Origin of the sequence: Catalinimonas alkaloidigena (assembly GCF_900100765.1) — a bacterium.
Classification (GTDB): domain Bacteria; phylum Bacteroidota; class Bacteroidia; order Cytophagales; family Flexibacteraceae; genus Mooreia; species Mooreia alkaloidigena.
Window position 1 is genome coordinate 65,083 of record NZ_FNFO01000008.1, and the last position, 26,417, is coordinate 91,499.

At 56.9% G+C, this 26,417-nt stretch carries 17 protein-coding genes; 5 read left to right on the top strand and 12 right to left on the bottom strand.

The annotated features are described in order from the left end of the window. Positions 1-39 precede the first annotated feature (39 nt). The gene (locus BLR44_RS18720) at positions 40-900 is read right to left on the bottom strand and encodes a Cbp1 family collagen-binding glycoprotein adhesin (RefSeq protein WP_089684872.1); all 861 of its coding nucleotides are present in this window, start codon (positions 898-900) and stop codon (positions 40-42) included. Positions 901-1,204: 304 nt separating this feature from the next. Then, positions 1,205-1,657, bottom strand: coding sequence for a PRC-barrel domain-containing protein (locus BLR44_RS18725; RefSeq protein ID WP_089684874.1), 453 nt, complete (start codon positions 1,655-1,657; stop codon positions 1,205-1,207). Between the two features lie 322 nt (positions 1,658-1,979). Between BLR44_RS18725 and BLR44_RS18730 the strand changes: the two genes are divergently transcribed. Then, entirely contained in the window at positions 1,980-2,561 is a 582-nt protein-coding gene (locus tag BLR44_RS18730) for a hypothetical protein (protein WP_143017370.1), read from the top strand. Positions 2,562-2,570: 9 nt separating this feature from the next. Then, positions 2,571-3,359, top strand: coding sequence for a hypothetical protein (locus tag BLR44_RS18735; RefSeq protein ID WP_089684878.1), 789 nt, complete (start codon positions 2,571-2,573; stop codon positions 3,357-3,359). A gap of 229 nt (positions 3,360-3,588) precedes the next feature. Here the strand turns inward: BLR44_RS18735 and BLR44_RS28665 are convergent, their stop codons facing one another. Next, positions 3,589-5,307, bottom strand: a complete 1,719-nt coding sequence (locus BLR44_RS28665; RefSeq protein ID WP_143017371.1) for a plasmid pRiA4b ORF-3 family protein — start codon at positions 5,305-5,307, stop codon at positions 3,589-3,591. Positions 5,308-5,543: 236 nt separating this feature from the next. On the opposite strand from BLR44_RS28665, the gene BLR44_RS18745 reads away from it, so the two are divergent. Next, positions 5,544-7,382 carry a gamma-glutamyltransferase family protein gene (locus tag BLR44_RS18745; RefSeq protein WP_089685380.1) on the top strand — a complete coding sequence of 613 codons (1,839 nt, stop codon included), beginning with the start codon at positions 5,544-5,546 and terminating at the stop codon, positions 7,380-7,382. A 12-nt stretch (positions 7,383-7,394) separates the two neighbouring features. Here BLR44_RS18745 and BLR44_RS18750 read toward each other — a convergent pair whose 3' ends face one another. After that, positions 7,395-7,931, bottom strand: a complete 537-nt coding sequence (locus tag BLR44_RS18750) for a DUF1877 family protein (protein WP_089684880.1) — start codon at positions 7,929-7,931, stop codon at positions 7,395-7,397. A gap of 114 nt (positions 7,932-8,045) precedes the next feature. Here BLR44_RS18750 and BLR44_RS18755 point away from each other — a divergent pair, with 114 nt between their 5' ends. Beyond that, positions 8,046-8,669, top strand: coding sequence for a LysE family transporter (locus BLR44_RS18755; RefSeq protein ID WP_089684882.1), 624 nt, complete (start codon positions 8,046-8,048; stop codon positions 8,667-8,669). Between the two features lie 66 nt (positions 8,670-8,735). On the opposite strand, the gene BLR44_RS18760 is transcribed toward BLR44_RS18755, so the two are convergent. The 8 genes from BLR44_RS18760 to BLR44_RS18800 all read right to left on the bottom strand — a co-directional run bounded on the left by BLR44_RS18760 (position 8,736) and on the right by BLR44_RS18800 (position 22,597). Further along, positions 8,736-10,784, bottom strand: coding sequence for a M13 family metallopeptidase (locus BLR44_RS18760; RefSeq protein ID WP_218127122.1), 2,049 nt, complete (start codon positions 10,782-10,784; stop codon positions 8,736-8,738). A 441-nt stretch (positions 10,785-11,225) separates the two neighbouring features. Further along, a complete protein-coding gene (locus BLR44_RS18765) occupies positions 11,226-16,661 on the bottom strand; it encodes an alpha-2-macroglobulin family protein (RefSeq protein ID WP_089684885.1) in 5,436 nt (1,811 codons plus the stop codon). Positions 16,662-17,108: 447 nt separating this feature from the next. Further along, complete coding sequence (locus BLR44_RS18770; RefSeq protein WP_143017372.1) at positions 17,109-17,624, bottom strand: hypothetical protein; 516 nt, start codon at positions 17,622-17,624, stop codon at positions 17,109-17,111. A gap of 102 nt (positions 17,625-17,726) precedes the next feature. Continuing rightward, positions 17,727-18,023, bottom strand: coding sequence for a hypothetical protein (locus tag BLR44_RS18775; RefSeq protein WP_089684889.1), 297 nt, complete (start codon positions 18,021-18,023; stop codon positions 17,727-17,729). Between the two features lie 12 nt (positions 18,024-18,035). Continuing rightward, positions 18,036-19,682 (bottom strand): M1 family metallopeptidase, encoded by a 1,647-nt coding sequence (locus BLR44_RS18780; protein WP_089684891.1) that lies wholly within the window; start codon positions 19,680-19,682, stop codon positions 18,036-18,038. A 48-nt stretch (positions 19,683-19,730) separates the two neighbouring features. Continuing rightward, positions 19,731-21,005 (bottom strand): sugar MFS transporter, encoded by a 1,275-nt coding sequence (locus tag BLR44_RS18785; protein ID WP_089684892.1) that lies wholly within the window; start codon positions 21,003-21,005, stop codon positions 19,731-19,733. A 198-nt stretch (positions 21,006-21,203) separates the two neighbouring features. After that, the gene (locus BLR44_RS18795) at positions 21,204-22,202 is read right to left on the bottom strand and encodes a 3-hydroxyacyl-CoA dehydrogenase family protein (RefSeq protein ID WP_089684896.1); all 999 of its coding nucleotides are present in this window, start codon (positions 22,200-22,202) and stop codon (positions 21,204-21,206) included. A 2-nt stretch (positions 22,203-22,204) separates the two neighbouring features. Then, a complete protein-coding gene (locus tag BLR44_RS18800; RefSeq protein WP_089684897.1) occupies positions 22,205-22,597 on the bottom strand; it encodes a RidA family protein in 393 nt (130 codons plus the stop codon). A 707-nt stretch (positions 22,598-23,304) separates the two neighbouring features. Here BLR44_RS18800 and BLR44_RS18805 point away from each other — a divergent pair. Beyond that, on the top strand, positions 23,305-26,415 hold the full coding sequence (locus BLR44_RS18805; protein ID WP_089685385.1) for a SusC/RagA family TonB-linked outer membrane protein: 3,111 nt from the start codon (positions 23,305-23,307) through the stop codon (positions 26,413-26,415). Positions 26,416-26,417: the final 2 nt, after the last annotated feature.

Below are 26,417 nucleotides of genomic sequence, written 5' to 3' on the forward strand. Positions count from 1 at the left end.
TAACGTCACGGCCTCATCATCTATCTAACACTAACTAAATTAATCTACTTCGATTACCAGGTATTTGGAGACGCTCCAGAACGCTTCAGGATCGTTGATCTTCAGGTAAGCGTTGTCTTCCACTTCCTCAAAGTTATAAGATCCTTCCGGATGTGCACTCACCAAATTGTGACGTTTCGTATCGCCCAACGAAATTTGGTTCAAATACCGGGTGTTGACTTGCGTGAATTTTCCCGGATCGACGTGGTCGGCCATCTTCAGCGTGCGGCCGATGCCGAGTACACCACCCTCCTTTTTCACGATATCGTCGTCGGCCAGTTCGCGGCGGCTGCCCACCCGGAAATAAGCGGTCGTCATGGCGGCATCCTGTTCGTCGATCTGGCGCTGGCGGGTAGCCAGCTCTTCTTCCCGACGGCGAATGTTGGTGCGGAGCGTATCGACTTCGCCCTGCAGCATGGCCATGTTGCCCCGCAATTCCTCAATCTGCCGTTCTTTCTCTTCGATCGACGACTTCAGTTGGGCGATCAGGCGGTTCAGGCCCGCGCTGGTATTGCGCGAATTCCGCACCTGCGACTCCAGTTTGTCGATTTTCTCCCGGTTGCTGGCAATGTAGCTGTCGATGCCCGAGATCATCTCGTTGATCCGTTCCTGTTGCGTTTTGTCGCGTCCTTCTTTCTGAATATCGCTGATAATCATTTTGTCACGGTCAATCGCCGCCAGGTTGTTTTCAATCTCCGTAATAGAGTTGACGACCTGATCGAGCTCCGCTTCTTTCTGATTTATTACCTGCATCAGCGAGTCATTTACAGCCGTGGCGCTCTGATACTCTGCCGACTCTTTAGGATCGGTGCAAGCGGCGACCAGCGCCAGAGAGGTCACCAGGATGACTGTTTTTTTCATAGAGAAAGTTGTTTATTAATCGCGTAAATAACGCTAAAAACTGATAGTTGGATGCGTAAGGCTAGGAATATTTTTAGAAACTGTCTTTTAGGTCGGTCGGATTTCCCGGGCTTTTACGCTGCAAAAGAGGCCGTTCGATGCAGCGCTTCCTTCCTAAAAAACGTGGATTTCCTCCCCGAAATCCGGCTCAAACGTACATGTTTCGCCGAGAATGCGAAAGCAAAACAAAAAAAGCCTGTCGCTTTCACGACAGGCTTTCACTAAACTGCTACTCTTCTCGTTTAGTTAGCTCTACACACCGATTCTATACGTACCGGCGGTTGTATTGGTCCTGGTATCCGTAGTGGGTGTATACCCGCTGGATAAAGTCCTGTTGGGCCGTGGTAGGCCAGTTGTCCTTATCGAAGCCCGGCGCATTTTCAAGCTGCTCGCGGCTTACATCCAGAATGAATTTTTCGTGTTCGGTATCGACCCGGAAGGCTTCCAGTGGTACGGCAAACAGCTTGTCGCCGATGCCCAGAAAACCGCCGAACGAAACCACCGCGTACGAAATCGTACCGTTTGTGGTGTCGATCATCAGGTCTTTAATATCCCCCAAGCTTTCGCCCTGGGTGTTGCGTACGCCTGTCCCTACAATCGAGGTCGCCGATAATACGGGCGCGTTCCCGTGTTGTGTGTTGCGTACGTTTTGATCGTGTACATTCGTTGTCGTCTTGCCTTGGTTGGCGGACTTATTTACATCATTTGCAGAATACATAACTCAAACTTTTTAGTGAAATAATTGCCGAAGCATTTTTTTCAGCATCACGAGTACTGAAACTATTACATCGTTTTTTCCTCGTGCTTACACTACTATATACTGATGTCACGATGCTTTGGTTACGTTAAATCAGCAAAAAACTTTAAATAGTGTGACCTGATAGCTAATATCCGCAAATAGCACAACGTCAAATTATTTTATTTCAAAATTTAAGATGTTACTACACATAAAAATAATAAATCGGCTTTTTCTTAAGCGTATGTGCGGCGGGCTGGTCTTGCTGGGCAGCCTCATCACCTCTGGCTACACCCAAGACGCTATGCCCTTTCGTCAACTCAAACTCCATCCGCTGGAAGCCGGTGTTTCGGCCGTGCGAATCGAGTACGAAGCCGGACAGGGGCGGAAAAGCTGGCAGTGGGGCATGGCGTACGTTCACCACGTACAACGGGAGGGCGAGGGCTTTGCGTGGGTAGAACGAGCACCCGCCCAGGGGGTGACATTCCGCCTGGCACGGCGCTGGTATAACGCTAAAAGCGAAGCGCCACGGGGAAGCTATTTTTCGCCGCTCCTTTTTTACCGACTGGCCACTACGTCGAAAACGGAAAGCAATCTGGACGCCGAAGGCCACTACGTCGAAGAAAAAAAGCACATTCATTATCAGGTTTTGGGGCTCCAGGCGTTATTCGGACACCAGGCTCGCTGGGGGCAACACGTCACGTTCGACGTGTACGGCGGCGTAGGGGCGCGACTGAAGTACGGCTGGGTGCCACCACAGCAAACCGACCCGCTCTATTACCCGACGACCGAATTGCTGGGAAAAACTTTGGTATCGAACGAGCAAAACGCCTTACTTTGGACGCCCTCGTTACAACTGGGCGTTGCCCTGGGTTATTTGTTTTAACACGACTGCATGCGCATCCTGATTTTGCTGGCCGCTCTGACGCTGGCACCCCTGACCACCACACAGGCTCAGTTTTACCGCCGCCTGTTTGGCGACACCACCGACAACATTTCGCCGGCTCGATTCAAAGCCATCTACAAGTATTACCCCGGCCAGATGGGCGAGTACCGCTTTGCTTACGAGAAACCACTCAACAACGCGACTTCGCTGGAGTTCGACCTGGGGTATGTCTACAACAACTACGTGCGCGAGCGCTTCAATGTCGACAATTTCGGGTACGAGCTGCGCCCGACAATGGGCGTGGCGGCGCGGGTCAGTTACCGGCGTTACCCGAAAGCCGTCACGCGCCGCCGCCGCACGCTGAACGGGATTTACCGCGGCCCCCTGCTGCTGTACAAATACAATCGCTTTAATTACGACTCGTACGGCTACGACACCGAAGGGCGCAACGTGGTAGACGAACGCCTGCGCCTGCGCCAGCACGTGGTCGGTCTGCAATACATGATGGGACGGCAGATCAACCTAGCACGCACGTTCTCGTTCGCGTTGCAGTGGGGCGTGGGGGCGCGGGTAAAATTTGCTAACATGGTTCAGTCCTCGTCCGAGGACCGTTCCTGGTTGTTGGACCGCACGCCGGGTGCCACGGTCTTCGAAACGCCCACCAGCGCCATCAAGGTCACGCCCACGGCCCACCTGAACTTCTCGGTCGGCTACATCGTCCGGAATCCTAAAAAACGAAAGGGCTTTTTCGGCCTGGGCGGCAAAGTGGAGGACAAAAAGAAGCGAGGGAAGAAGTAGTGGGTAGTGGGTAGTGGGTAGTGGGTAGTGGGTAGTGGGTAGTGGGTAGTGGGTAGTGGGTAGTGGGTAAAGCGTACGTCGTACAACGTATGAAGTACCCGTCGGCGGTGGGCAGTTTTCAGCAGCAGTTGATAGGAGTTACAGAGCGATAAAAATCACGCCACTCGCTTCACTTACCCAATACCTCTAACTCACTCAACCAGCAATTCAATCCACTGATCACGCTCCGTCACGAAGAGGCGAAATCGCGGCGGAGGCGGAAGTTGATTTCGTCCAGATCGAAATACTCCGGATCGAGTGTCGTTTCGCCCAGCCAGTCACTCATCTCAGCGTAGTCGGGATGGCGCGGGTTGCGCATCACTTCTACCAAATGCTCGTAACCCCAGATGCCGCCGCAGTCTTCGGGAGGGGCGGCGCGCTTGCCGGTGAGGCATTCGGGGAACGGAATCGGTTCGTCGGGCAGGAGCTTCTCGACCAGGATCAGGTGCTCCCAGTTGTCGCCGAAATCGTACGTGTACATCAGCTTCTGCTTTTCTTCTTTCAACAAATCGCGCAACGGGACCGAATCGGCCGGCGTGTTTTCCACGCCATCGCCCAGCCGGTCGTACGGTGGCACGTCGAACTCGTAGAGATGGTCGTTGTCCCAATCCATCACGGCCTGAATCGTCTGATGCAGTTCGTAGAACGTGTAGTGGTCGGGCACCCGCACCCGTCGCCAGATGGGCGGTTTGCTGTCACGTAGCGTGATTTTGAGTTGGATACTTCCGGCAGCGGTCTGATCGGGTTCTTCGGTAAGAGGCAGTTCGGGAAACTGCTGATTGAAGTGCTGCATCACCCGCTCGATGCGTTCGTAACTGGCCTGCGCCTGGGCTTCGTTCTTTTGCTGCGTCCACCACAGGGCGGCCAGTGTGTGGAAATGAATGACCTCGGAAATATGAAACCGCTCCCGGTTTGGGGCCAGGGCGGGCAGACTGAACGCAGGGCCGAGGATGTCGGGCAACTCGCTCAGCTTTTCTTCCTGCGCCAGGCAACGTCCGTAGTTGAGCCGGGCATTCAAATAGTCGGGAAAGCGCTCGTACGCCTCTCTGTACACGCGACGCGCCGCCTCGAACTGCTCGTCGTGGGTCAGGGCAATGGCGAGGTAATCGTGTAATTGCGGCACGTCCGGATGCGCTTCCATCAGGCGGCGCGCCTCCCCGATGGCCTGCTTGGGATCTTGCGTGGCATGCTGGTGCAGACGCTCCAGCGTATGGTAATCGACCTGTTCCAGCACCGCTTCGTAGCCTTCGTCGTTCACCGGGTCCATCGTCACGGTATAGTCCTCCATCTCCAGGTCTTCCACCGTCTCTTCGTCGAACCAGTCATCGTCGTCTTCCTCCGGCTCGTCAGGTTCGTAAATCACCTGAAAATTGTCGGCCCCGACGGCCCGTTCCAGCTGCTTGATGATCCGCTCCGGCTTGTCATAAGGTCCCACCACGTAACACGGCTGCCCCTGGTGTCCGAACGTGACGCGCGGCTCGAACGGTACCTGCTCGCGCGCCTCCAGGACGTATTGCGATACATTAAAGGCTTTTTCCGGTTTGAACCCCAGCGAGTCAGCGTAGTCGATGCCTTTCCAGATCAGGGTGTGCGCCAACGGGTACGGACAGGGCCGCAGGTCGTGTACCAACCGCAACTGTTGGACGATCATCTGATACTCCGCTTCCGGCGTGTTAACGCCCCAGATGGTCTGCTTCAAACCCAGGCAAAAGGTGTCGACCAGATACGTCCCGAACGTGATGTAACCGCTTGGCTGTTTCCGGGCGATGATCACGGCCGCAATCCCATTTTTCGCCCACTCGTCACTGACCAGACACTCTTTGATGGGAAACTCGCGGGCGCGGGTTTTCAGGTACTTTTCCGGCGACAGGGACTGCATGGACCGGACTTTTGCAAGTTTCTTTGCCATAAAAAGCGGGATGGGTGACTGCTGGAAAAATACGAAGATCGCAGGGATTCCCGTACGCCCCCTTCCGACATTTTACCGCCGCTGCCGCCCGAATCCACTGCTACAAGTTGTTGAAGCTCCGCAAACTACGTATTTTACCTTCGCCGCTTTTCAGAACCCATTTCACCCTGCGGAATGGCGTTCGGCAAGCGTACCGACGTCCTTTTACCAATGCTTCTTCTTTCCTCACGACCATGATGCCACGCTTCGCCCCTTATCTTCTGTTGCTGCTGGTTTGCCTGCCTGCCGGGGCGCAGTCGACCCAGAAACCCGTGCTCCACGGACGCCACTGGATGGCCATTACGGGCAAACCGCTGGCAGCCACCGCCGGGGCTCTCACGTTCCAGAAGGGCGGCAACGCGGTCGATGCGGCCTGTGCCATGGTCGCCGCGACCTGCACGATGTGGGACGTATTGAGCTGGGGCGGCGAAACGCAGGCGCTGATCTACAATCCCCACACCGGGAAAGTGATCGGCATCAACGCGCTGGGCGTCGCCCCGACGGGTGCCACGCCGGAGTTCTACCAATCGAAAAACATGGCCTTTCCGCCCGCCTACGGCCCACTGGCGGCCGTCACGCCGGGAACGCCGGGCGGCCTCCTGACCATGCTGGCCGAATACGGCACGTTGAGTTTGCAGGAAGTGTTGGCCCCCGCCATGCAACTCGCTGACGGCTATCCGATTGAGGCGCAAACCGCCAACGCCATTGAGCGGGGCAAAGACCAGATCAAGGAATGGCCCTACTCCAAAACCGTCTTTCTCCCCCACCTCGGCGAGGAACGCGAAGCGCCCGAAGCGGGCGAAATCTTCAAGCAGGCCGATCTGCGGGCGACGTTGCAAAAACTCGTGGACGCCGAACAACAGGCGCTGAAAAAAGGAAAAAGCCGGAAGGAGGCGATTTATGCGGCCTACGACCGCTTCTATAAAGGCGACATCGCGAAGGAAATTGCACGCAGCACGCAGGAACAGGGCGGGCTGATCACCACGAAAGACCTCGCCAACTGGCAAGTCAAAATCGAGGAACCGATGATGACGACCTACAAGGGCATCGACGTGTACAAATTGTCGCAGTGGACGCAGGGGCCGGTGCTGCTGCAAACCCTCAACATCCTGGAAAACTTCGACCTGAAAGGTATGGGCTACAACTCGGCGCAATACATCCACACGGTCTACCAGGCGATGAACCTCGCGTTTGCCGATCGCGACTTTTACTACGGCGATCCGGCCTTTGCGCCCGAGGAGCCGATGCAGGGGCTGCTCTCTAAAGCCTACGCGAAAGAGCGTGCTCAACTAATCGACCCCGACCGGAACGATCCGAAAATCGGGCCGGGCGATCCGTACCCGTTCGAAGACAAGCAAAATCCGTACGCCGACATCCTGAAAGAGCGCGGCCAGGCGATGCTTCAAACACCCCTTCCTTCAGGCATCGATGCCCCGTTTCTGGACGGATTTCTGCGCGGCACCACTTCCGTCGAAGCGGCCGATGCGGAAGGGTGGGTCGTGTCGATCACGCCGAGCGGCGGCTGGATTCCCGCCTGCATCGCCGGGAAAACGGGCGTCGGTCTGAGTCAGCGGATGCAGAGTTTCGACCTCGACGCCAAGCAAAATCCGTTCAACGTGCTGGAACCGGGCAAGCGCCCCCGCGTCACGCTGACGCCCAGCCTCGCCCTGAAAGACGGCAAGCCCTTTCTGTCGTTTGCGGTGCAGGGCGGCGACACGCAGGACCAGAATTTGCTGCAGTGCTTTCTGAATGTGGTGGAATTCGGCATGAACGTACAGGAGGCGGTCGAGGCCGCTAACTTCAACAGCTACCAGATGCACTCGTCGTTCGACGATCACCCGATCAAACCGGGCGGCCTTACGCTCCACGACAGCACGCCCTTCTGGATTCGGAAGGAGTTACGCGAAAAAGGATACCAGCTCGATTACGACGACCGCACCTCCGGCCCGATCAACGCCATCTATTTCGACCGGGAACACAACAGCTTCTGGGGCGGCTCCAGCAACCACGGCGAGGATTACGGCATCGGGTGGTAGCTCATGCCAGCGTTACCCTACGAAGGCCACGATGTAGTTTTCATGCACAGAGGCATCTTTAAAAATATCCCGGAGCGCACGAAAAGCTTCCTGTATGTCGGTTCTGTTGAATGCCAGATCGGACCGCTCGTTACGATGCCATATGTTGTAGGGATATACACCCTGGCTGTTTAATTCATCTGGGTCGTAGGTGGCGAGAAATTCCGCTTCATTAATTTCCTTAACTACCTGCCAGATGGCTTGAACTTTCTCAGGAGTTAAATAATTCACCGCGTCTTCGTGTACATACAAGAAATCGTCTGAATCCAAAAGGCTGATCATTTTCTGCTCATCTGGCATTCCTAATGAATCTGAGGGATAAAAAATCTCAAACATCAGATCACGGTCCTTTTCTGCCACAAACTTTTCCAATAAAAAGCGCAAGCCTTCGTGGTTTTTCTCAAAGACTTGATGCTGTATCGTCCGCTGCTCAGAAAAATCCCGGTGGTCTTTTCTTAGTCGATCAAACTCAACTTGATCGATCTCGTATAGTGTTGCGCTTTGTCCCATGTTTTTAGATATATGCCATGCAATCAGGTGTATCCAACTGCCTACCGACTTCCAGAAAAGTAGTAAAACGTTCTATTCTCATAAACCCCAACGGGATTCTCTACTTTTGCTGCGATGAACCTGTTGCAACATTTCGGCCTGGGTTTCGGCATCAGCTTTCTGTTCTACCTGCCCTGCGGTAGCGTAAACCTGATCACGGCCGACCTCGCCCTGCGGAAGGGCATGCGCCTAGCGATGTACCTGGCCACAGGAGCCACACTGGTGGAACTGGTGTACGCGCTACTGGCCCTGAACAGCAGTCGGTTTATCGACCGCTACCTGAAAGACAACGCGTACATTAACCTGGGCGTCGCCATTGCGCTGTTGGTGCTGGGCATCATTTTTCTTTCCCGCAAACCCAAACCCCGGCAAGACACGCAGGCTACCAAGCCGCAGGCGCCTCTGACCATGTTTACAGAAGGGCTTTTGCTCGGCGTGCTGAATCTGCCCGCGCTGCCGCTGTGGCTGTTCGTGGTTCGGTACCTCCAACAGAACCGCTGGGCGCAGTGGACCGCCCTGCACGAAACGATTTTTGTGGTGGGCATCGTGATTGCCCGTTTCCTGATTCTGCGGTTGTACGGCAAGTTGGGCATCGCTCTGGAACATCGCCTCAGCAACATTCAGGTCTGGAGCAACCGCGTCATCGGCGGAATTTTTCTGGCGCTGAGTGCTTACCAGGGCTACGCCTTCCTCTCCTGACCCCTAAAAAAAGCGCCCGAACCTGAATCGATCCGGGCGCTGCTGTAACTTCTGTTTCGCTTGTGCTTACCAGATTTCGACGCGCACGCTGTCGTTGCGCATCATGGCGTCGGCCGGTGTGCAGCCCCACGCTTCATAAAACTCGGGCAGGTTGGCAAGCGGTCCGTTGGTCCGGTACATGCCCGGCGCGTGCGGATCGACTTTGATGAGTCGGGCGGCGGCCTGGTCGGTGATGTTCGTGCGCCAGATTTGTGCCCAGCCCAGGAAGAACCGCTGTTCGGGCGTGAAGCCGTCGATCTTTTCAGGACGTTTGTTTTCCAGCGCTTTCTGTAGGGCGGCATAGGCAATCTTCAGGCCACCCAGGTCGGCAATGTTCTCGCCGAGGGTCAGTTCGCCGTTCACCGGAATGGTATCGACCATCGTATATTCCCCAAACTGGTTGACCATGCGCTGGGCGCGACCTTTGAACTGATCGGCGTCGGACGCCTGCCACCAATCGCGCAGGTTGCCCTGCGGATCGTACTGCCGTCCCTGATCGTCGAACCCGTGGGTCATCTCGTGGCCGATCACCGCGCCCATGCCGCCGTAGTTGACGGCATCGTCGGCTTTCGGGTCGAAGAACGGCGGCTGCAGAATGCCCGCCGGAAACACGATTTCGTTTTGCGACGGATTGTAGTACGCATTCACGGTCGGGGGCGTCATGTGCCACTCCTTCCGGTCAATGGGTTTCCCCAGCTTGTTCACGTTGCGGTTCCAGCCGAACACATTGGCGTTGAACTGGTTGCGTGCGTACGCATCGCGGGCGATGTCCAGGTCCGAATAATCGCGCCACTCGTCCGGATAGCCGATTTTCGTGGCAAAAGCCTCCAGTTTTTCCAGGGCGGCCTGCTTGGTCTCATCACTCATCCAGGTCAGTTCGCCCAGCCGTTCGCGGAAAGCCTCCTGCAGGTTATGCACCATTTCCAGGGCTTTTTCTTTCGCTTCGGGCGAGAACGTCCGCTTCACGTATAGTTCGCCGAGCGCTTCGCCCAGGGCATCGTCGGTCGCATTGGCGATCCGCTTCCAGCGGGGACGCATTTCCTGCGTGCCGTTCAGGGTTTTGCTGAAGAAGTCGAAATCTGCTTCCACAAACGCGTCGCTCAGCCACGGAGCCGCCGTGTTGAGCACCGTCCACTCCAGATACGCTTTCCAGTTGTCGAGCGACACCTGCGCCACGGCCCGGTTCAGCTCCGCCACAAAATCGGGTTGTCCCACGATCAGCGTATCGAAATCGGGTACGTTCATCGCCTGGAACATCGCCTTCCAATTAAGATTCGGCGCTTTCCGTTGCAATTCGTCCACCGACATTTTGTTGTAGGTCGCATACGGGTCGCGCAGCTTCACCCGCTCCATCGACGCCTTCGCCAGGCGCGTCTCCAGCGCCATAATTTGCTTGGCGTGTTGCAGCGCCTCGGCTTCCGGCTCACCGGCCAGCGTCATCATCCGTCCCAGGTGATCGACGTACTGATCGCGAATCTCCTGCGAGGGGGCATCGTCGCGCACATAGTAATCGCGGTCGGGCAGGCCCAGTCCCCCTTGAATCAGGTTCGGAATGTACTGCGAGCTGATTTTGTCGTCCTGCGTCACGTAAAACCGGAATGCGGCGTTGACGCCCAGCGGATGCAGTTCGGCAATGACCCGTTGCAGGTCGTCGCGGTTCTGGATCGAAGCGATTTTTTGCAGCTCCGGGCGCACCGGGTCCAGGCCCAGTTTGGCGATCTGCACGGTATCCATGCCGCTATGGTAAAAGTCGCCCACCTTCTGCTCTACGCTCCCTTTTTCCCAGTCGGTTTTGGCCGAAACGGAATCGAGGATTTCGCGCATGATGGCGTTGTTCTGCTCGAACAATTCATTGAAACTGCTCCACCGGCTTTCGGACGGCGGCACGGGATTGCGGTCGAGCCAGCCTCCGTTGGCAAACCGATAGAAATTGTCGCAGGGCGCCACCGTCGTATCCAGGTTCGTCGGATCGATGCCACGAATGGCCGTCTCTTCCGTCGTGTCCTGGGGCTGCTCCGACGTACAGGAAGCCGCCAACAGCACCGCCGACGTGAGTACACAAAACTTTTTCAACATGATCAAAAAATGAATGAGATGATCAACAAAAATAGGCAATGCAGAAGAGGAATGCCGCCTATCTCCGTAATTTCCGCGATTCCGATTGAGTTTTCCTTTGATGCGGCGCACGAACGGCCTTCACTTCTGAAGCTACAAAAGCATGATGCATTCTCTAACTGCTTTACTTACGCCAGTGTTTACACCCTTCGCTAAAATTTGGGTAAGCGGTCAGGACATGCCCCACTTGTCCGAGTACGGTCAAAAAGAATATCGCACGCAACTTATGGTCGCATCGCAGGGAAGTTTACCGCAACTGCCGCTTTCTTTGATGAGTTGTCATCTCGCAGGGATCTCCCTACACGTAAAGCAAAACTGCCGTGCATGAGAGAAGATCCTTCCAGGATGACAGAGGGCAAGCTTCCTCACGTCCGTTTGGTCTAACAGATCGCCTTCCCGCGCCTACTCCGTGACCTGGACGGTGCCGGCGCCGTGGTAAGAATGGTACTCACCTTTGTACATCGCGTCGGCACTGACCGGACCGACCCGGAACGTGCCCGGTGAGACGGCCCGCACCATGTAATAGTAGTTCTGTACCGAACCGGTGGCGGCGGTGAACAGGTTAAGGCGGTCGTCGCGGATGTCAAAATAGTCCGGCGTAGCGGCTCCTTTGATCCACGGCAGGCTGGCCTCTTCGCTGAGGCGCGGGTTCTCGATCTCGAAGCCGGCGGGCAATAGGTCGGCGATGACCACGTTGTCCACGCGGGAACCGTCGAGGGTGTTCAGGGATAGTTTCACCACGATCAGGTCGTTTTGCTGCACCGTGTTGTTCGTGATTGGATTGCCTTTTCGGTCATAATACGTTCGGCGCACCTTCAGCACTTCGTCTTCTTCCGTCACCGTGCCGCTGGCCGGGATGCCCTCCTGTTCTGCGAAGTAGTAGACGGAGCCGGAACCGCCCGTTTGGATGGAGACGTTTTTCCCTTCTAGTCCTTTCGTCACCAGCACTTCGTTGCCCTTGAGCTCTGCCAGCTTCTGCGAACCGGCCCGAATCTCGGCCGTTGGATTGCCTTTCTGGTTCTCGCGCGCCAGTTTGCCGAGGGCCAGCAATGAGAAGGCGTTTTCCTGCGTGTTCACGTAACGCGCTTCTTTCAGTTGCGTGGACAGTTGCCGCGCCAACGGGGCCACCTGCGGATGGTTCGGATCGACTTCCAGCAAGGCATTCAGCGCGACGGCCTGGTCGCGGAGGTAGGAGTAGAAACTGCCGCCCGTCACACTCACCGAACGCTCGCCGCTGAAGTCTTTCGGCAGGATCGTTCGGTACGAACCGACATCGCCCGCCAACTGATACGCCGCCGCCAGCAGGTAGCGCGAGTCGATGGCGAGTTGCGCGGTCTGCGCCTTGTAATGGTTCATGGTCGCGATGTCCGGTTGCCCGGCCAGCGCCAGCACGTAGAGGCTGTAGGCCGCTTCTTTCGGCACGATGGTCTTGTCGCGGATCACGCCGCCCGCGTCGTAGTAGCGGTAGGTGACCTGTTCTTTTTCTTTCACTTTGGCGCTCAGGTAGCCGTAGATCCGCTCCAGCACCCGATCGCTCACGTCGAATCCGGCCTTTTGCGCTTCGCGGAGGAAGTGCGCCCCGTAGGCCGTTACCCACCAGTTCTCGCTACTTCCGGGCCAGTACACCAGCGCGCCGTTGTAAGTCTGCAACGTGTAGAGTTTGCGGATGGCGGTCTGCACGTGGTAGTCGGGGTTGTCGCGAATCATGCGCGGGTTTTGCAGCGTCTTGGATAAGTCGCGGAAGTAGAGTTGCGCAAACGCGACGGAAATGGTCTGCTCCGCGCAGCCGTATGGGTACTGCAACAGTTCGTTCAGGTTGTCGGTAAATTCCACAATGGGCGAGCGGCTCACCAACAACCGTTGCTGCGCCGTGCCTTCCATCCACTGACCGGGGAAATTCACGTTCTGCGTACCGCCCGCCTGAATCTGACCGGCTTCGCTCTGCTTGGTTAGCGTCACCGCCGGACGCACCGGCAATTCGATTTCTTCCGTAAAGGCTTCGCCCATCCCGTTGGCAGACAGTTTGACGGTCGTGGTACCCAGCGCCTGCGCGGCTTTCAGCCGGAACCGGGCCTGCCTTTCGCTGTTCGCCGGAATGGAAACGCTTTGCGACGTTTCTCCCGTGACGGAAGAAGCGCCCGTGGCCGCCAGGGTCGCCTTCACGCTTGCCGTTTGGTTGGTCGTGTTGGTCAGGGTGACGGGCACTTCGATTTCGTCGTTCGGACTGAGGAAACGGGGCAGGGCCGTGCTCAGTACGAGCGGATCGGCGACCTTCATATGGGCATCGGCCGCGCCGAACGCATCGTCGTGGTAAGCCACGGCCATCACGCGCAGATCGCCCGAAAACTGCGGAATTTCGATGTTGAATTTGGCTTCGCCTTTGCCGTCGGTGGTCAGCACGCCGCTCCAGAACGACACCAGCTTCGTGCGTCGGTTCGGCAGCGGGTTCACCCGGCGGTCCAGGTCGTAGCCGTCGCCTCCGAAGCTACTTGTGGACGGCATCAGGTCGGGAAACAGTCGGGCGTAGGCGTCAAAGCCTTTTACTTCCAGGGCGCGCTTCTGGTAGAAATAGCCGTGCGGATCGGGCGTCTGGTAGCCTTTCACCTGCAAAATGCCTTCGTCCACGACCGCCACCGTCATCTTCACCCCCGAGCCCGCATTCGCTTTGACCAGAATCTCCTGGGTGGTTTTGCTCCGGCTTTTTTCCGGAATCTTGATCTCCAGCGGAATGCGCGACGTGGGTTTCTCGACCTTCAGCGGCAGGAAGCCGTGCGCGACGGTCAGCGGCACCTGTGTTTGAGCGCCGGCCGGATCGAGCGGGCGGAACAAGGTCGCCGTGATGTAAATGTTGGGCAGGAAGCGGTCGGTGATCGGCAGCGTCAGCCGGGCCGAACGTTTGTCGGTCGTGAGGTAATGGTGTTCGTAGACTTCGCCCCGCTCCACGGTGACGAGCAGCTTTCCGGCGAAGGGCGTTTTGAAGATCAGTTCGGCCTGATCGCCGCTGCGGTACGTTTCCTGGCTGGCTTCGATGATGATCTGTCCATCGCGGTCCACTTCGAACGACGAGTTGGCCGTGTAGCCCATGCCGTACGCGTAGAATTCGCGCGCCACGTAGCGCCGCTGGTTTTTCGGTTGACTCGGATGCAGCACGCGGATTTCGTATTCACCCGATTCGACGGGCGTAAAGGTGTAAGCCGCGTTGTTGCCCGTCACGCGGAAGCGCTTTTCTTCCAGCACCCGCTCTTTTTTCTGCGAGACGTAGCTGTAGCGACTTCCTCCCCGCTTCTCGACCACGGTCTGCCATTCGTACTTGATGACCTGTACCACCGCATCGGCATCCAGCGCTTTTCCATCGGGATTCACCGCTACGAGCGGCATCCGCACCGGACGGCGCACGTCGTTGTACCAGTCGAAGTCGCCGATGCCGTAAAAAATATCCTGGGTCGGGATGCGGGCCTGCATTGCCCGATTCACGGGGCGGCCTGTCTCGTCGAACACCGTCGCAAACACCCGCCCGGACAGCATGCCGGCATATTCGTAACTCGTCGGAACCGTGAAGCTTTCCTCGGCTTTGCCTTCCTGACTGGTTTCGCCCTGCCGCAGGTCATTCTCGAACTGAAGCTGGTTACCGCCTTCTAATTCAAATGAATAGTTGTCCCAGCCCTTCGGGCGGAAAGGGACGCGACGGATCGAAAACTCAACTTCGTACTTCCGTCCGGCGGCAGGAGGCCCGAACAGGTTGGTCGCGGTTAGGTCGGCGGTGACGGTTTCGCCCGGCCCGGCCGTCTCTTTTGCCAGTTGCAGATTCACTTTGATCCGGTCGGGCATAAATTCTTCAACGCTGATCGGATAGGTGGTTAGCAGCACATCGTTCGAGGTATAGGCTTCCACCTCGTAGGTGCCGGTCACAGCGGCGGCGGGCAACTCGAACTGCGTGGCGAAGGCCCCCTGATCGTCGAGGGTGCCGCGTTGCGTCAGAAACTCGCGTCCGTTCGGCAGAAGCACTTTCAGTTTCACCGGCACTTTCCCGATCTGCTGCCAGTCTTCGGTGCGCACCAGCGTATTCAGCCGTACCGTTTCGCCGGGACGGTAGAGGTTCCGGTCGCCGTAGACGTAAGCGAGGTAGTGGGAAGGATTGCTGCGGAGGCCTTCCACTGCATAGCGCGAGGTTTCCACGCCCGTCTGGTCGAAATGCAGGTAGGTAAAATCGCTCTGGTGGCGGGCCGTGACCATCTGCGGGGCGAAGCCCGCCGCCTGGTGTTGCAGGTTGGTGAACCGGGCAATGCCCTGGGCGTTGGTCGTAGCTTTGGCCATCACCTGGTTGTTGCGGCTGATCAGTTCCATCTCGACGCCGGTCAGCGGATCGGCTCCCATGATCGAGTTGGCAAACACCCAGACTTCGTTGTCGGTCTGCCGGGCGATCAGGCCCACGTCCGAAATGGCGACGACCTGCTGGTCGCCCAACCAGCGGTTGTCGGGATCGTTGATTTTGATAATATAAATGCCTTTGTGGGCGCTCAGGTCGTTGCGCAGCGTGCCGCCCAGCCGCAGGTCCAGCAACGACAATCCTCCTTCTTTCGGCAGCGAGCTGACCGCGATTTCAGTATCGACCAGGCGATTGCCGAGGTGCTCGTAGTTGTTGTAGGGCGAATAATAGTCGTCGTAATACGCCTCGTTGCCCCCCCGGCTGCGGAGCGAGTAACCGTAGTTGCGGAAAAATTCGCTGAGGTTGTTTTCGAAGATCTTGTAGACCTGCACCTGCACGTTGGGCACGCCCTGGATGCGAACGCCGATCTGCTGGTGCGTCTGACTCGACAGGTAGAGGTTTTTGGCTGAGGCAAACGAAATGGCCGGTTCCGGCTCCCCAAACACTACCGACTGTGAAAACGGACGCCCCAGCGTTCCTCCGAAAATGCCCGTCAGTCCTTCGGCGATGGTGAGTTCGTAGCTCTGCTCCGGCTTGAAATCGCCGCGGATCGTAAACCCGGACTGCCCCGGCTGCACGTCGATGTCGACCGCCGGATCGAACTGGATGAGGGCCCGCAGGTTCTCACTTTCGATGGCCTGGTTGGTCTGCACGCGCAGGTACGACGTTTCGCCGTCGTATTCGGTATCGACCCGCACGATCGAAAACTGGTCACGCGGCGGAATCTCGGTTTTGAACTGGATCGGATTGCGCAGCGGTTGCGTACAGGCGGCGCACTGCAACCCCGCCCCCATGGCCAATTGCGTCGGCACCGGATCTTTGCCGTTGGTTCCGGGCACTACGCTGATCCCGACCGTCTCGGAAGGCACCGAACTGCGTACCTCAAACGACTGCGGCTTGCCGTCGACCTGCACCTTCAACTGGTTGGCGACGTCGGTCGGGTTCATTTCGTAGTTGAACTTCAACTGCATCCGCACCGCAATCTTTCCGTTGGCCTCTTTGGTCCAGTACATGCCCACGTTTTGCAGGTCGAGGTACGGCGTGTGGAAGCGGATGGCCGCGTTGTCCACCTTTGCCTTCTCGGCACTCAGGTTCCGCAGGGCCTCCGTCAACTTCGCCTCGTAGTCGGTCGAGGGCGCAAATCCTCCGTCGGGCGAAAACGTCAGCTCCGTCGGCGAGAGCCACCGAAATTGCCCTTTCACCTTCGGACTAAAAGCGACGTATTCGGTCGAGTCCCAGAGGTTCAGAAGCGAGTCGGGGGCGAGTGCCCGGTTGAAGACGAACGTCAGATTCTGGCGCTGGTCCACAACGTCTTCAAAGTTTCGGCTTTCGAGGGAAATCTGGTCACGGCCGCAGGCTTGCAGGAGGAGAAGCAGCACGCTCACCCAGAGGGAACGGTGGAGAGGTTTCATAGCGGGAAGGCAGTTCAGAGCAAGAACGAACTCGCGTCTAGTTTAGCGCAAGATGCCACCTTCCCCCCTCTCAAAAAAATGTCTTTTACCACCAATTCCTACATCTTACCTGATGCGGCAAGTCGCTTGTGCTCATGGCGTTATGCAACGGCTTCGTCATCAGCATCGTCCTCGTCTAGTTTCGTAAAGACCCGATCAAAGTCCCTTTCCTGGCTTCAGCTATAAGCTGAAGCCGTCTGACACAGGGAAGCTTGCAGCTTCCTGCACATTTGTTGGTCAGGAAGCTGCAAGCTTCCCTGTGTCCGTAAGTTTCAGGCTAAGCCTGAAACTAGGGGCAAACGACTTTACTACCATTCTCCCACTCGCCCTCCGCCCATTGTTCCGCCTCAATCCAGATTTCTTTAATGCCAGTCATGCCTATAAATTGTGTATAAAGCGGCAAGAGGACTACGGGCCAGATTTACGTACTTCTTGTTTTGACCGACCTTCATCATAAGAAGGCCACCATTCTTTTCGCCCATCGCTTTGCAGCCATTCGAAGTATTTCTCCTGGAAAGATGAGGTTCCAGCCTCCTTGATCACATTCAAGTAGTACTCTATAAAATTTGGATTCTCATCACAAAAGGAGAGCAGGCAGTTTTGGACTCCAGTCAATTGTGAGTACGGCATCATTTCCAGACGATCCGCAGCAATGATAGCCAGTTCTCCTATTGACAAAACACGACCCAGACAGTCTGATTTCACCTCGGTGAGGGTAGAATCTGTAAACCGGCGCGCAAATGCAGGCAACAGTTTTTCTTTAGAGATTGTGATTTCTTCACCCTGTAATGCATCGTTCAGTCGTTTAGAATTGTCCGCTTGGGCCAGCCGATTCAGCAATGCAACGACTTGGGTATCCTCTTGCGCGAACACCACAGGTAGCTTCAAAAAAGCGATGATAAAAAGCAGAAGAAAAGTTCTCACGATCACAATTAACGTTTTTGCATAAAAAATCGCTCTTCTGTTTCAATGCCAATCATACTTGCAAAATCGACACTGCTTCGCAAAGGGCGTCCGCGCGAGCTTTCAGCAGTTGGGGCAAAGATTGTACTGGATTTCCGAGGCATGTTCCCGGGCAATTCGCTCAGCAGTTCGTTGGCGAAAAACTTCGATGCCGTCTTCTAGCAAACTAAGAATCGCCGGATCTTCGGTCAACCATCCTCTCCTTAAGAGCATAGTTCGCATGGTTTCAGAAATTTTCTCAGGCTCATTTTCCGCACCGTTTTTATAGCAGGAAGTCCAGTGCAGCGATGCCTTGGCTTCCTCTTTTGTCATGAAGCGGCTGAAGTATCCCATAATGTAATCGACTTTGTCAGAATCCATTTTGTAAAAGTATTACTTCCCCTCCACTAGCGTCCATTTGGCCAGGAGGCGGGTGCGGGGATCGAGTTCCACGCGGTCGGGGCGGGTTTCCATAGGAAACGTGAACGTGGCTTTTTGCCCTTCCCATTGGATTTCCTGCACGGTGGGGACGGTTGCGCCGTTCTGGTAAAAACCGACTTCGAGAGGCATGTGGTAGACCGGTCCTTTTTTCTTCGGCGGCGTCAGGGTCACCCAGACCTGCTTCTTCGCGGCGTCGTACGCCCAGCTTCCTTCCAGAAATAGGTTGCCCCGCTGGTAGAGCCATTGCTGAAAGAAGGGCTCCAGCGACTGTCCCGAGGCCTGTTCCATTGCGTGCCGGAAATCGGCGGTCGAGGCGTTGCGGTTCACGTACGTCTGGTAATACTGCCGGATGCCTGCCTGAAATGCGGCATCACCCAGCTTCAGCCGTAGCATGTGGAGGAACCACGCGCCTTTCTGGTAGATGAGGCGGGAGAGGATCTGGCTCATGTCGTCGAGGTTATCGTGCACGATGCGGTACTCCGGTTCTTTTTCGTCCAGTTCAAACACCTGGTCGCGCGACTCTTTCAGGCCTTCGATCAGGTCGTCGTGGCCGTTCGCGTATTCCCGGAACAGCAACGTAAAATAGGTCGCAAACCCTTCGCTGAGCCAGACATCGTCCCAGTCGGCTTCCGTCACCGCGTTGCCGAACCACTGGTGCGCCATTTCGTGGACCATCACGTTATGCAGGCGGTCGCTGCTCCTCCCCTTGATCAAGTCAGGATTGTAAAAAATAGAAGTCGTCGATTCCATCGCCCCGCCGGTAATGCTGTTTGCCTGCACGTGCGCCAGTTTCTCGTACACAAACGGTCCTACGTAGTCGGAGAAAAACGACAAGGTCTGGTAGGTCGGGGTCGATAGGTTTTCGAAGCCTTCGTCCCGGTCCTGTGGAAAAACCCAGCTTTGCAGCTCTTTCCCGTCGAACGTACCGACCCGCTGCACGGCAAAGGGCGCGACGCCAAGCGCGTTGAGCCAGGTTGCCATCGGCACCGATTGTTGCCAGTGCGTTCGCTTCAGGCCGTCGGGCAGGTTGGTTTCTTCCAATTGCAGCCCGTTCGACACCACCTGGTAGTGGTCCGGCGCGGTGATGATGAACTCGCTGGTGGCTTTGTCGTACGGATGATCCACGCAGGGCAGCCACTGCCGCGCTTTGTTGGGCCAGTTGTCGGAGAAAAAGGTGCGGTCGCCGTAGCGGTTCGGGCCGATGATGAGCCCCGTCGCCGGGATGCCGTGGTACTGAATTTCCAGGTCGGCCCCTTCGCCAGCCGGCACGGACGCGGGCAGCGTAATCTGCAACACGTCTTTCCGATGCGCGTAATCGGCCGCTTTTCCGTCGACCGTCACAGCCGTCACGGTCATGCCTTTACCGTCGTGAGGTTGAGTCAGGTCGAGCCGTACCTGGGTCACCCCGGCCTCCCGGAACCGCACCGAAATGGTGGCGACGCCGGTAATCTCGTCGTTGGCATCCGACAGCGTGAGGGCAAAGCGGTAGTGCTCCACATCCAGGGCCGACTGCCGCGGATAAGTATCGGCGGCGAGGGGTCCGACACACAGGCAGCACCACAGAAAGAGAACGTACGGACGTAGGAAAGAAGGGAACATAGGCAGGCGATCTGAGCTAGCAATGCGTCGAATCGCAATATAATCCGCCTACGAATTTTGCAGGGCCTTTTCGGGCGGGGTGGCGCGCCAGCTCAGTTTTTTATGTCCTGCCACAGCGTAATAAAGAATGAACAGATAACAGGGCACCAACAGCCAATACGCCTGTTGCGCGTTGAACACGTCGACCAGGTAGCCGTAGGCCAGCGGCAGCAACGCCCCGCCCGCGATGCCCATCACGAGCAACGACGCGCCGATGCGGGTGAACTTGCCCAACCCGTGCAACGCCAGCGGCCAGTGGGCCGGCCACATCACCGCGTTGGCAAAGCCGAGCAACGCAATGCACAACACTGACGCAAAGCCGTCGAGCATCAGCGCGCCCGCCGTAAAGACCAGCCCCAACACCGCCGAAACGGTCAGCGCCTTTTCCTGCGAAATCCATTTCGGCATCAGCACGATGCTGAGGATATAGCCGATCACCATCGCGGCCAGCGTGTAAGAGGTAAAGACCTTCGCTTCGGTGAGTGGGAAGCCCTGCGACAAGCCGTAGCTGATGATCGTATCGCCCGCCATCACTTCCACGCCGACGTACAGAAAAAGGGACACCAACCCGAGGATGAGGTTCGGGAATTGCCATACGCTGGTCTTCGGTGTGCTGCCCGCCACGGCCTGATTATCGGCCTCTGGGTTGATTTCCGGCAAACCCGAGAAGCGCACAAACACGCCCAGCCCAAACAGAATCGCGGCCATTACGCAGTACGGGACAATAACGCGCGCGGCCAGCGCATCCAGCTCGGCGGCGCGTTGCACGGCATCCATCGCGGCCAACCGGGCCTCCAGGTCTTCGTTGCCTTTCAGAACAATCGCTCCCAGAATCAGTGGCGAGAGGATGCCCGCCGTTTTGTTGAAAATGCCCATCAGACTAATGCGCCGGGCGGCCGACTCGCGCGGACCCATCACCGAGATGTACGGATTCGACGCCGTTTGCAGCACGGTCATCCCGCCGCCGATCACAAACAAGCCGAACAGAAACAAGGGATAACTGCGCATTGAAGCAGCCGGCACGAATAGCAACGCGCCCCCGGCCATGATAAACAGCCCGACCATCATCGCGTTTCGGAAACCGGTGCGCCGGATGATGCCCGACGACGGCAGGGCCATCACAATCGTCGCGATGTAGAACGCAAAGGCGACGAGGTACGACTGAAAGTTATCGAGTTCGCAGGCGATGCGCAGGTATGGAATCAGGATGCCGTTCAGCCAGGTGACAAAGCCAAAGATGAAAAACAGCACCCCAATCAGGGCGATGGCGCGGGTTTGTTTCATACAGAAAAGGCGATGGGATTTCGGCACGAATGTAAGGAGCCGCAGGCGGATCGTGCGTATCTCCGCTTCAGGCAGAAAAACGCAGCGCGGGGCTTTATCGAGCCGGAAGGGGCTTTTCGACGAACAGAAGCCTTTGCCCAACAATTTCAATCGTTTGCGCAAAAAACGCGCGCCCTGCGTTTTGGCCGAGGCGCACGCCTAGTCGGTCCCGTCTGACGCGAGCTTGCGCTTCACCACGTCGGCCGGGTACTTCAGCGCCAGGCGACGGATTTCGTAAGCAAATTCCTCGAACGTTTCCTGCCACAGCCGCGCTTCTTCCGGCGTATAGTCGTGGAAGCCGTGCGCATTGGCGACGCCCCGCCCGCCCGCTTTCACAAGGTCGTCGATCAGGTGCGGCACTTCCGTCTGGTTGCTGAGCGTCGGCCAGAGGTCTTTCATCACGGTATGGTAGGCGGGCACACCGGTCAGGTCCATCCACCGAAACACGCCCACGAGCGTCATCCAGTAGCCCGCGTTGTTCCGGCAGGCGCGGTCCACGTCTTCCACCGTGGCGTAGCCATTCTCGACCAGGTAAAACGCTTCGCGGTACATGGCGTACATCAGCCGGTTACCGATAAACCCACGGATGTCTTTCCGGACCAGCGTCGGCTCTTTTCCCCACCGATGCGACAGGTCGTACAGCCATTCGCCCCGCGCCAGGTCGCTTTGGTCGCCGCAGATGATTTCGAGAAAGCGCGTGGTGTGCGACGGCTCGGCCCAGTGCAACCCCAGAAAGCGGGCAGGATGCTGCGTTTCCCGCTGCAACAGGCTGATCGGAATGGCCGACGTGTTGCTGGTAATCACCGCTTCGCGTGAAACGGCGGCTTCGATCTTGGCGTAAACCGCCCGTTTGATGTCGATCTGTTCCAGCGTGCATTCGATCACCAGTTGGCAGGGCGCAAGTTGCGCGTAATCGTCGGTGATGAGCAGGCGTTCCCGGTAGTGAGCGGGCCGTTGCGCGGTCAAGCCTTCTTGGTGCGACTTTTCCAGATGTTTGTGGACGCGCGGCCAGGCCGTATCGAGGTCGGGCGGAATGGGGGCTACGGCGACCACCGGATGCCCCGCCAGCAGCAGGCAGGTGGTGATGCTACAGCCCATCAGGCCCAGCCCCACGATCCCTACCGGAATCGCGGACGGATCGTGCGGTGCGCTGTTCATGGTTACTCGGGCAGACGCACGATGGCGTCAATTTCGACCTTGATGCCGTTGGCCATCGCGGCTTCGACGGTGGTGCGGGCCGGTTTCACACCCGTAAAATGTTCGGCGTAGACGGTATTGTATCGGGGAAAGTCGTTGATGTCGGCCAGGTAGACCGTGCACTTCACCACGTCGTCGAGCGAGGCACCCGCCGCTTCACAGATCCGGCGGATGTTGTGGAGCGTCAGTCGCGTTTCTTCTTCGATGGTACCCAGCACAAATTTGCCTTGCGCGAAGTCGACGGCGGCCTGACCGCTGACGTAAAGCCAGCCGTCGATTTTAACGCCGGCCGAGAAAGCGCCGGTCGCAAAGTTCGGGTCTGTTTTATCGGGGTGATGGATTTCTTCTTTTTGCATAGGAAAAGGAAATTAGGAGCGTATGATGATGGAGCCTGTGCGCCGCATCACCTCTGGCGAACGGCGGCCCGACAAAGCTAGCCATTCGCACAGGACACGCAAGATTTCCAGGTTTATACGTAAACAGGTGTACCTCGCCTGCCCGCCAATTTGCACAACCGATTGCGCACCCCCGGAAGGAGGTTCTACCACGCCGCCGGAGAGGGAACGGGGAAAAATCATTGAAAACGTAGAAGCAGAATTTTATTTTCCGTTACAATCGCTCCACAGACGCTGATTTTGAACAAGGCGGAAATTCCCGTCCCTAAAACACCACAAACAAGCTAAATACCAGTACATACATGAAAATACGACCTTCGTAGTATGCACAACGGCGTTCGTATAAATACACCATAGATTCACACACCACGCATTTAGTTTAGGCAAATAAAAAGTAAGCAAAAGCACTTTGTGCTTTCAGAAGGTTTGTTCAATATAGTGGCCGTCTTTACAGCAAAGTACTCCACCCTGCTTCCTGCTTACTGATTCTCTCCTCGCCTGGTAGCGAGGAGTCGTATCGGCTTTCCTGCGACACAACCCACCCGCACAGGTTCGCTGTACCTACATCCCCACGCCGCGTCAAGTACCAGGCCTTCGGCATCGGAAGGCCGCTCAGGCAACCGCTCAGTTCGCATCCTAATCTATCCTATAATTCAATGACAAGCAGTATGAGAAAACGTCTCTCCCTGTTCTCCCTGTTCTGGGGATTGTTTCTCTGCGGTCCTGTAGCCTGGGGGCAACGGACCGTCAGCGGAAAAATTACCGACGGCACTACGCAAGAAACGCTGATTGGCGTCAGCGTCCTGGTCAAAGGCACGACCATCGGTACCATTAGCGACGCCACAGGCGCGTATACCCTCAACGTGCCCGCCGACGGCACCACCCTGGTTTTTTCGTACATCGGCTACACGCCTCAGGACGTGGCGATCAACAACCGCTCGGTCATCGACGTGGCGCTCGAACCCGATGTGCAGGCACTGCAGGAAGTGGTGGTAACGGCGCTGGGCATCGAACGTGAGAGCAAGGCCCTTCCCTACGCGACGCAGTCGATCGGGCCACAGCAGCTCAACGAAGTGCGCGACGCAAACGTGCTCAACACCCTCCAGGGGAAAATTGCCGGGGCATACATCACCCAGGGCTCCGGTGGGGTGGGAAGCGGATCGCGCATTGTGCTGCGCGGCAACCGGTCCATCCAGGGCAGCAACAACGCCCTGATTGTGGTCGACGGGGTGCCGATCAACAACAGCACGTACCAGACCGCAACCAGTGACTTTGGAGGCGTGACGGGCAGCGATGGCGCCTCAAACATCAACCCCGACGACATCGAGTCGACGACGGTTCTGCGCGGGGCTTCGGCCGCGGCGCTCTACGGCAGCCAGGCCGCCAACGGTGTGATTCTGATCACGACCAAAAAAGGCCGGAGTGGTAAGATTTCGGTCGATGTCAACTCCGGAGTTACGCGCCAGACGGTCTTCGCCATCCCGCGCTTCCAGGATCAGTACGGACAGGGCGTCGGCGGCAACATCGTCCCGAACGAAGGCGCCAGCTGGGGTGCGCCCATGCAGGGGCAGAGCTTCACCAACTACCTGGGCGAACAGGCCAGCTACTCGCCTCAGCCCGATAACGTGCGCGACTTTTTCCGGACGGCCTACAGCTTCAACAACTCGATCGGCGTGTCGGGCGGCTCGGAGAAAATGCAGACGTACCTGTCGTACACCAACAACGCGCTGCAAGGCGTGGTGCCGAAAAACGACATGAGCCGCCATACCATCAACCTGCGTCTGTCGAACCAGATCAGCGAAAAATTCTCGACCGACGCGAAGGTGACCTACATCCTGCAGGATATTTACGACAAGCCGCGCACCGGCGAAGAGAACGCGCCCGTCATCGACGTCTACCAGGCGCCGCGCAACGTGAGCATCGAAAACATGAAGCAGTACGCCATGCCCGATGCGTTTGGTATCCCAACGCCTACCCCTTGGCCGTCCACGCTCTCGTCGATCTACCAGAATCCTTACTGGATGATCCATCAGACGGCCATTAACCAGTCGCGCGACCGGATTACCGGTTTCCTGACCGCCAAGTACCAGATCACCAGCTGGCTGTCGTTGCAGGGGCGGGCCAACCTGGACAAGTATTTCGATAAGAACGAAGAAGAGTACTCGCAGGGCACTATTTTATGGACTTCCCGGCCGGGTGGTCGATTTTCGCGCAACAGCATTGTCATCACGCAGAAATGGTTCGATGCGATGTTGGCCGGAAGCAACAACCTCGGTGAACAGGTCCAGATCGATTACCGGATCGGTGCCATTTTGCAAGACAACCAGTATCAGAATACCGGGGCAGTGGCCAATGGGCTCAACATTCCCAACAAATTCAACTTGGCTTTTGGCACTCAGCAGACGCACAGCGATGTATACACTCATACACAAACTCAGTCGGTATTTGGGCAGACGACCATTGCCTTCCGAGACGCAATTTTCTTAGATGCCAGCTTAAGGAACGACTGGGCATCGACCCTACCTAGTCCATATGGATTCCAGTATCCATCCGTAGGGCTTTCTGCTGTCATTTCCGACTTGGTTTCGTTGCCCGAAGTGTGGTCGTTTTTCAAGCTAAATACGTCGTATGCAAGAGTAGGGAATGGTGGTGATCCCTATTTACTTTTCAACACTTACTCTTATCAGCAAGGTGCCGGAGCAGGCTTCATTGCACGGGATGCCAGGCAGGCCATCGGCAACCTTCAACCGGAAATCACCCGTAGCCTGGAAATCGGCGGGGACGTTCGGTTCATCAGCAACAGAATCGGCCTGACCTTCACGTACTATAAGACCAATTCACTTAACCAGTTATTGCTATTGGGACTGGCCCCCGCTTCAGGATTCTCCGAGCAGTACATCAACGCCGGGAACATCCAGAACCAAGGCATTGAAGTAGTCGTCAACGGTACGCCGATCAACACCGCAAATTTCTCCTGGAACGTGACGTTCAACCTGGGACGGAACCGCAATAAGATTTTAGAACTGGCTGAGAATATTAACGAAAGGACGCTTGGTGGCAGCTATGCCCGCTCGGCTACGCCGATCGTTAGAGTAGGTGGGTCGTACGGCGACTTGCTGGCCGACGGATGGGCCACGGACGCAAACGGGCGATTCATCGTGTCCGATGCCGGGCTGCCCGTCGTTACGGAAGACCAGAAGATCATCGGCAATTTCAACCCCAAAATGACCCTGGGTCTGAGCAATACCTTCAACTACAAAGGTGTTTCGTTGCGTGTGCTACTGGATGGTCGCGTAGGGGGCATTGCGGTTTCGGGGACAGAGATGAACCTGGCGTTCAGCGGCGTGACTGAAGAAACCGCCCAAATGCGCGAAGGCGGCTGGGTGCTCGATGCCGTAACCGCTTCCGGCGAGGAGAATACCACGGCCATCAACGCCGAAGCGTTCTGGACCAGCGCCAGCGTCACCGGCAAACGGTACGGTTCCGGTGAGTTCTTTGCCTACGACGCTACGAACTTCCGCGTACGCGAAGTGTCGCTGGGGTACGACCTCCCGCTCCCTGTAAACACATTTATCAAGGGCGCGAAACTTTCGTTTGTGGCCCGTAACCTGTTCTGGCTCTACCGGGGCAGCTCGATTCTCGACATTCCGGGACTGGGCAAACGCAAGATGTGGTTCGACCCGGACATGAACTTGGGGAACAGCAACTTCCAGGGCATCGAGTACGGCACCCTACCGTCGACCCGCGACCTCGGTTTAAACCTGAAGCTCTCGTTTTAAGG

Coding starts and splice junctions, on each gene's coding strand:
- BLR44_RS18755 (WP_089684882.1), top strand. CDS start 8,046: ATGAACCTGTTGCAACATTTCGGCCTGGGTTTCGGCATCAGCTTTCTG.
- BLR44_RS18805 (WP_089685385.1), top strand. CDS start 23,305: ATGAGAAAACGTCTCTCCCTGTTCTCCCTGTTCTGGGGATTGTTTCTC.
- BLR44_RS18745 (WP_089685380.1), top strand. CDS start 5,544: ATGCCACGCTTCGCCCCTTATCTTCTGTTGCTGCTGGTTTGCCTGCCT.
- BLR44_RS18760 (WP_218127122.1), bottom strand. CDS start 10,784: ATGTTGAAAAAGTTTTGTGTACTCACGTCGGCGGTGCTGTTGGCGGCT.
- BLR44_RS18780 (WP_089684891.1), bottom strand. CDS start 19,682: ATGTTCCCTTCTTTCCTACGTCCGTACGTTCTCTTTCTGTGGTGCTGC.
- BLR44_RS18725 (WP_089684874.1), bottom strand. CDS start 1,657: ATGTATTCTGCAAATGATGTAAATAAGTCCGCCAACCAAGGCAAGACG.
- BLR44_RS18750 (WP_089684880.1), bottom strand. CDS start 7,931: ATGGGACAAAGCGCAACACTATACGAGATCGATCAAGTTGAGTTTGAT.
- BLR44_RS18720 (WP_089684872.1), bottom strand. CDS start 900: ATGAAAAAAACAGTCATCCTGGTGACCTCTCTGGCGCTGGTCGCCGCT.
- BLR44_RS18730 (WP_143017370.1), top strand. CDS start 1,980: ATGCCCTTTCGTCAACTCAAACTCCATCCGCTGGAAGCCGGTGTTTCG.
- BLR44_RS18795 (WP_089684896.1), bottom strand. CDS start 22,202: ATGAACAGCGCACCGCACGATCCGTCCGCGATTCCGGTAGGGATCGTG.
- BLR44_RS18800 (WP_089684897.1), bottom strand. CDS start 22,597: ATGCAAAAAGAAGAAATCCATCACCCCGATAAAACAGACCCGAACTTT.
- BLR44_RS18775 (WP_089684889.1), bottom strand. CDS start 18,023: ATGGATTCTGACAAAGTCGATTACATTATGGGATACTTCAGCCGCTTC.
- BLR44_RS18785 (WP_089684892.1), bottom strand. CDS start 21,005: ATGAAACAAACCCGCGCCATCGCCCTGATTGGGGTGCTGTTTTTCATC.
- BLR44_RS18765 (WP_089684885.1), bottom strand. CDS start 16,661: ATGAAACCTCTCCACCGTTCCCTCTGGGTGAGCGTGCTGCTTCTCCTC.
- BLR44_RS18735 (WP_089684878.1), top strand. CDS start 2,571: ATGCGCATCCTGATTTTGCTGGCCGCTCTGACGCTGGCACCCCTGACC.
- BLR44_RS28665 (WP_143017371.1), bottom strand. CDS start 5,307: ATGGCAAAGAAACTTGCAAAAGTCCGGTCCATGCAGTCCCTGTCGCCG.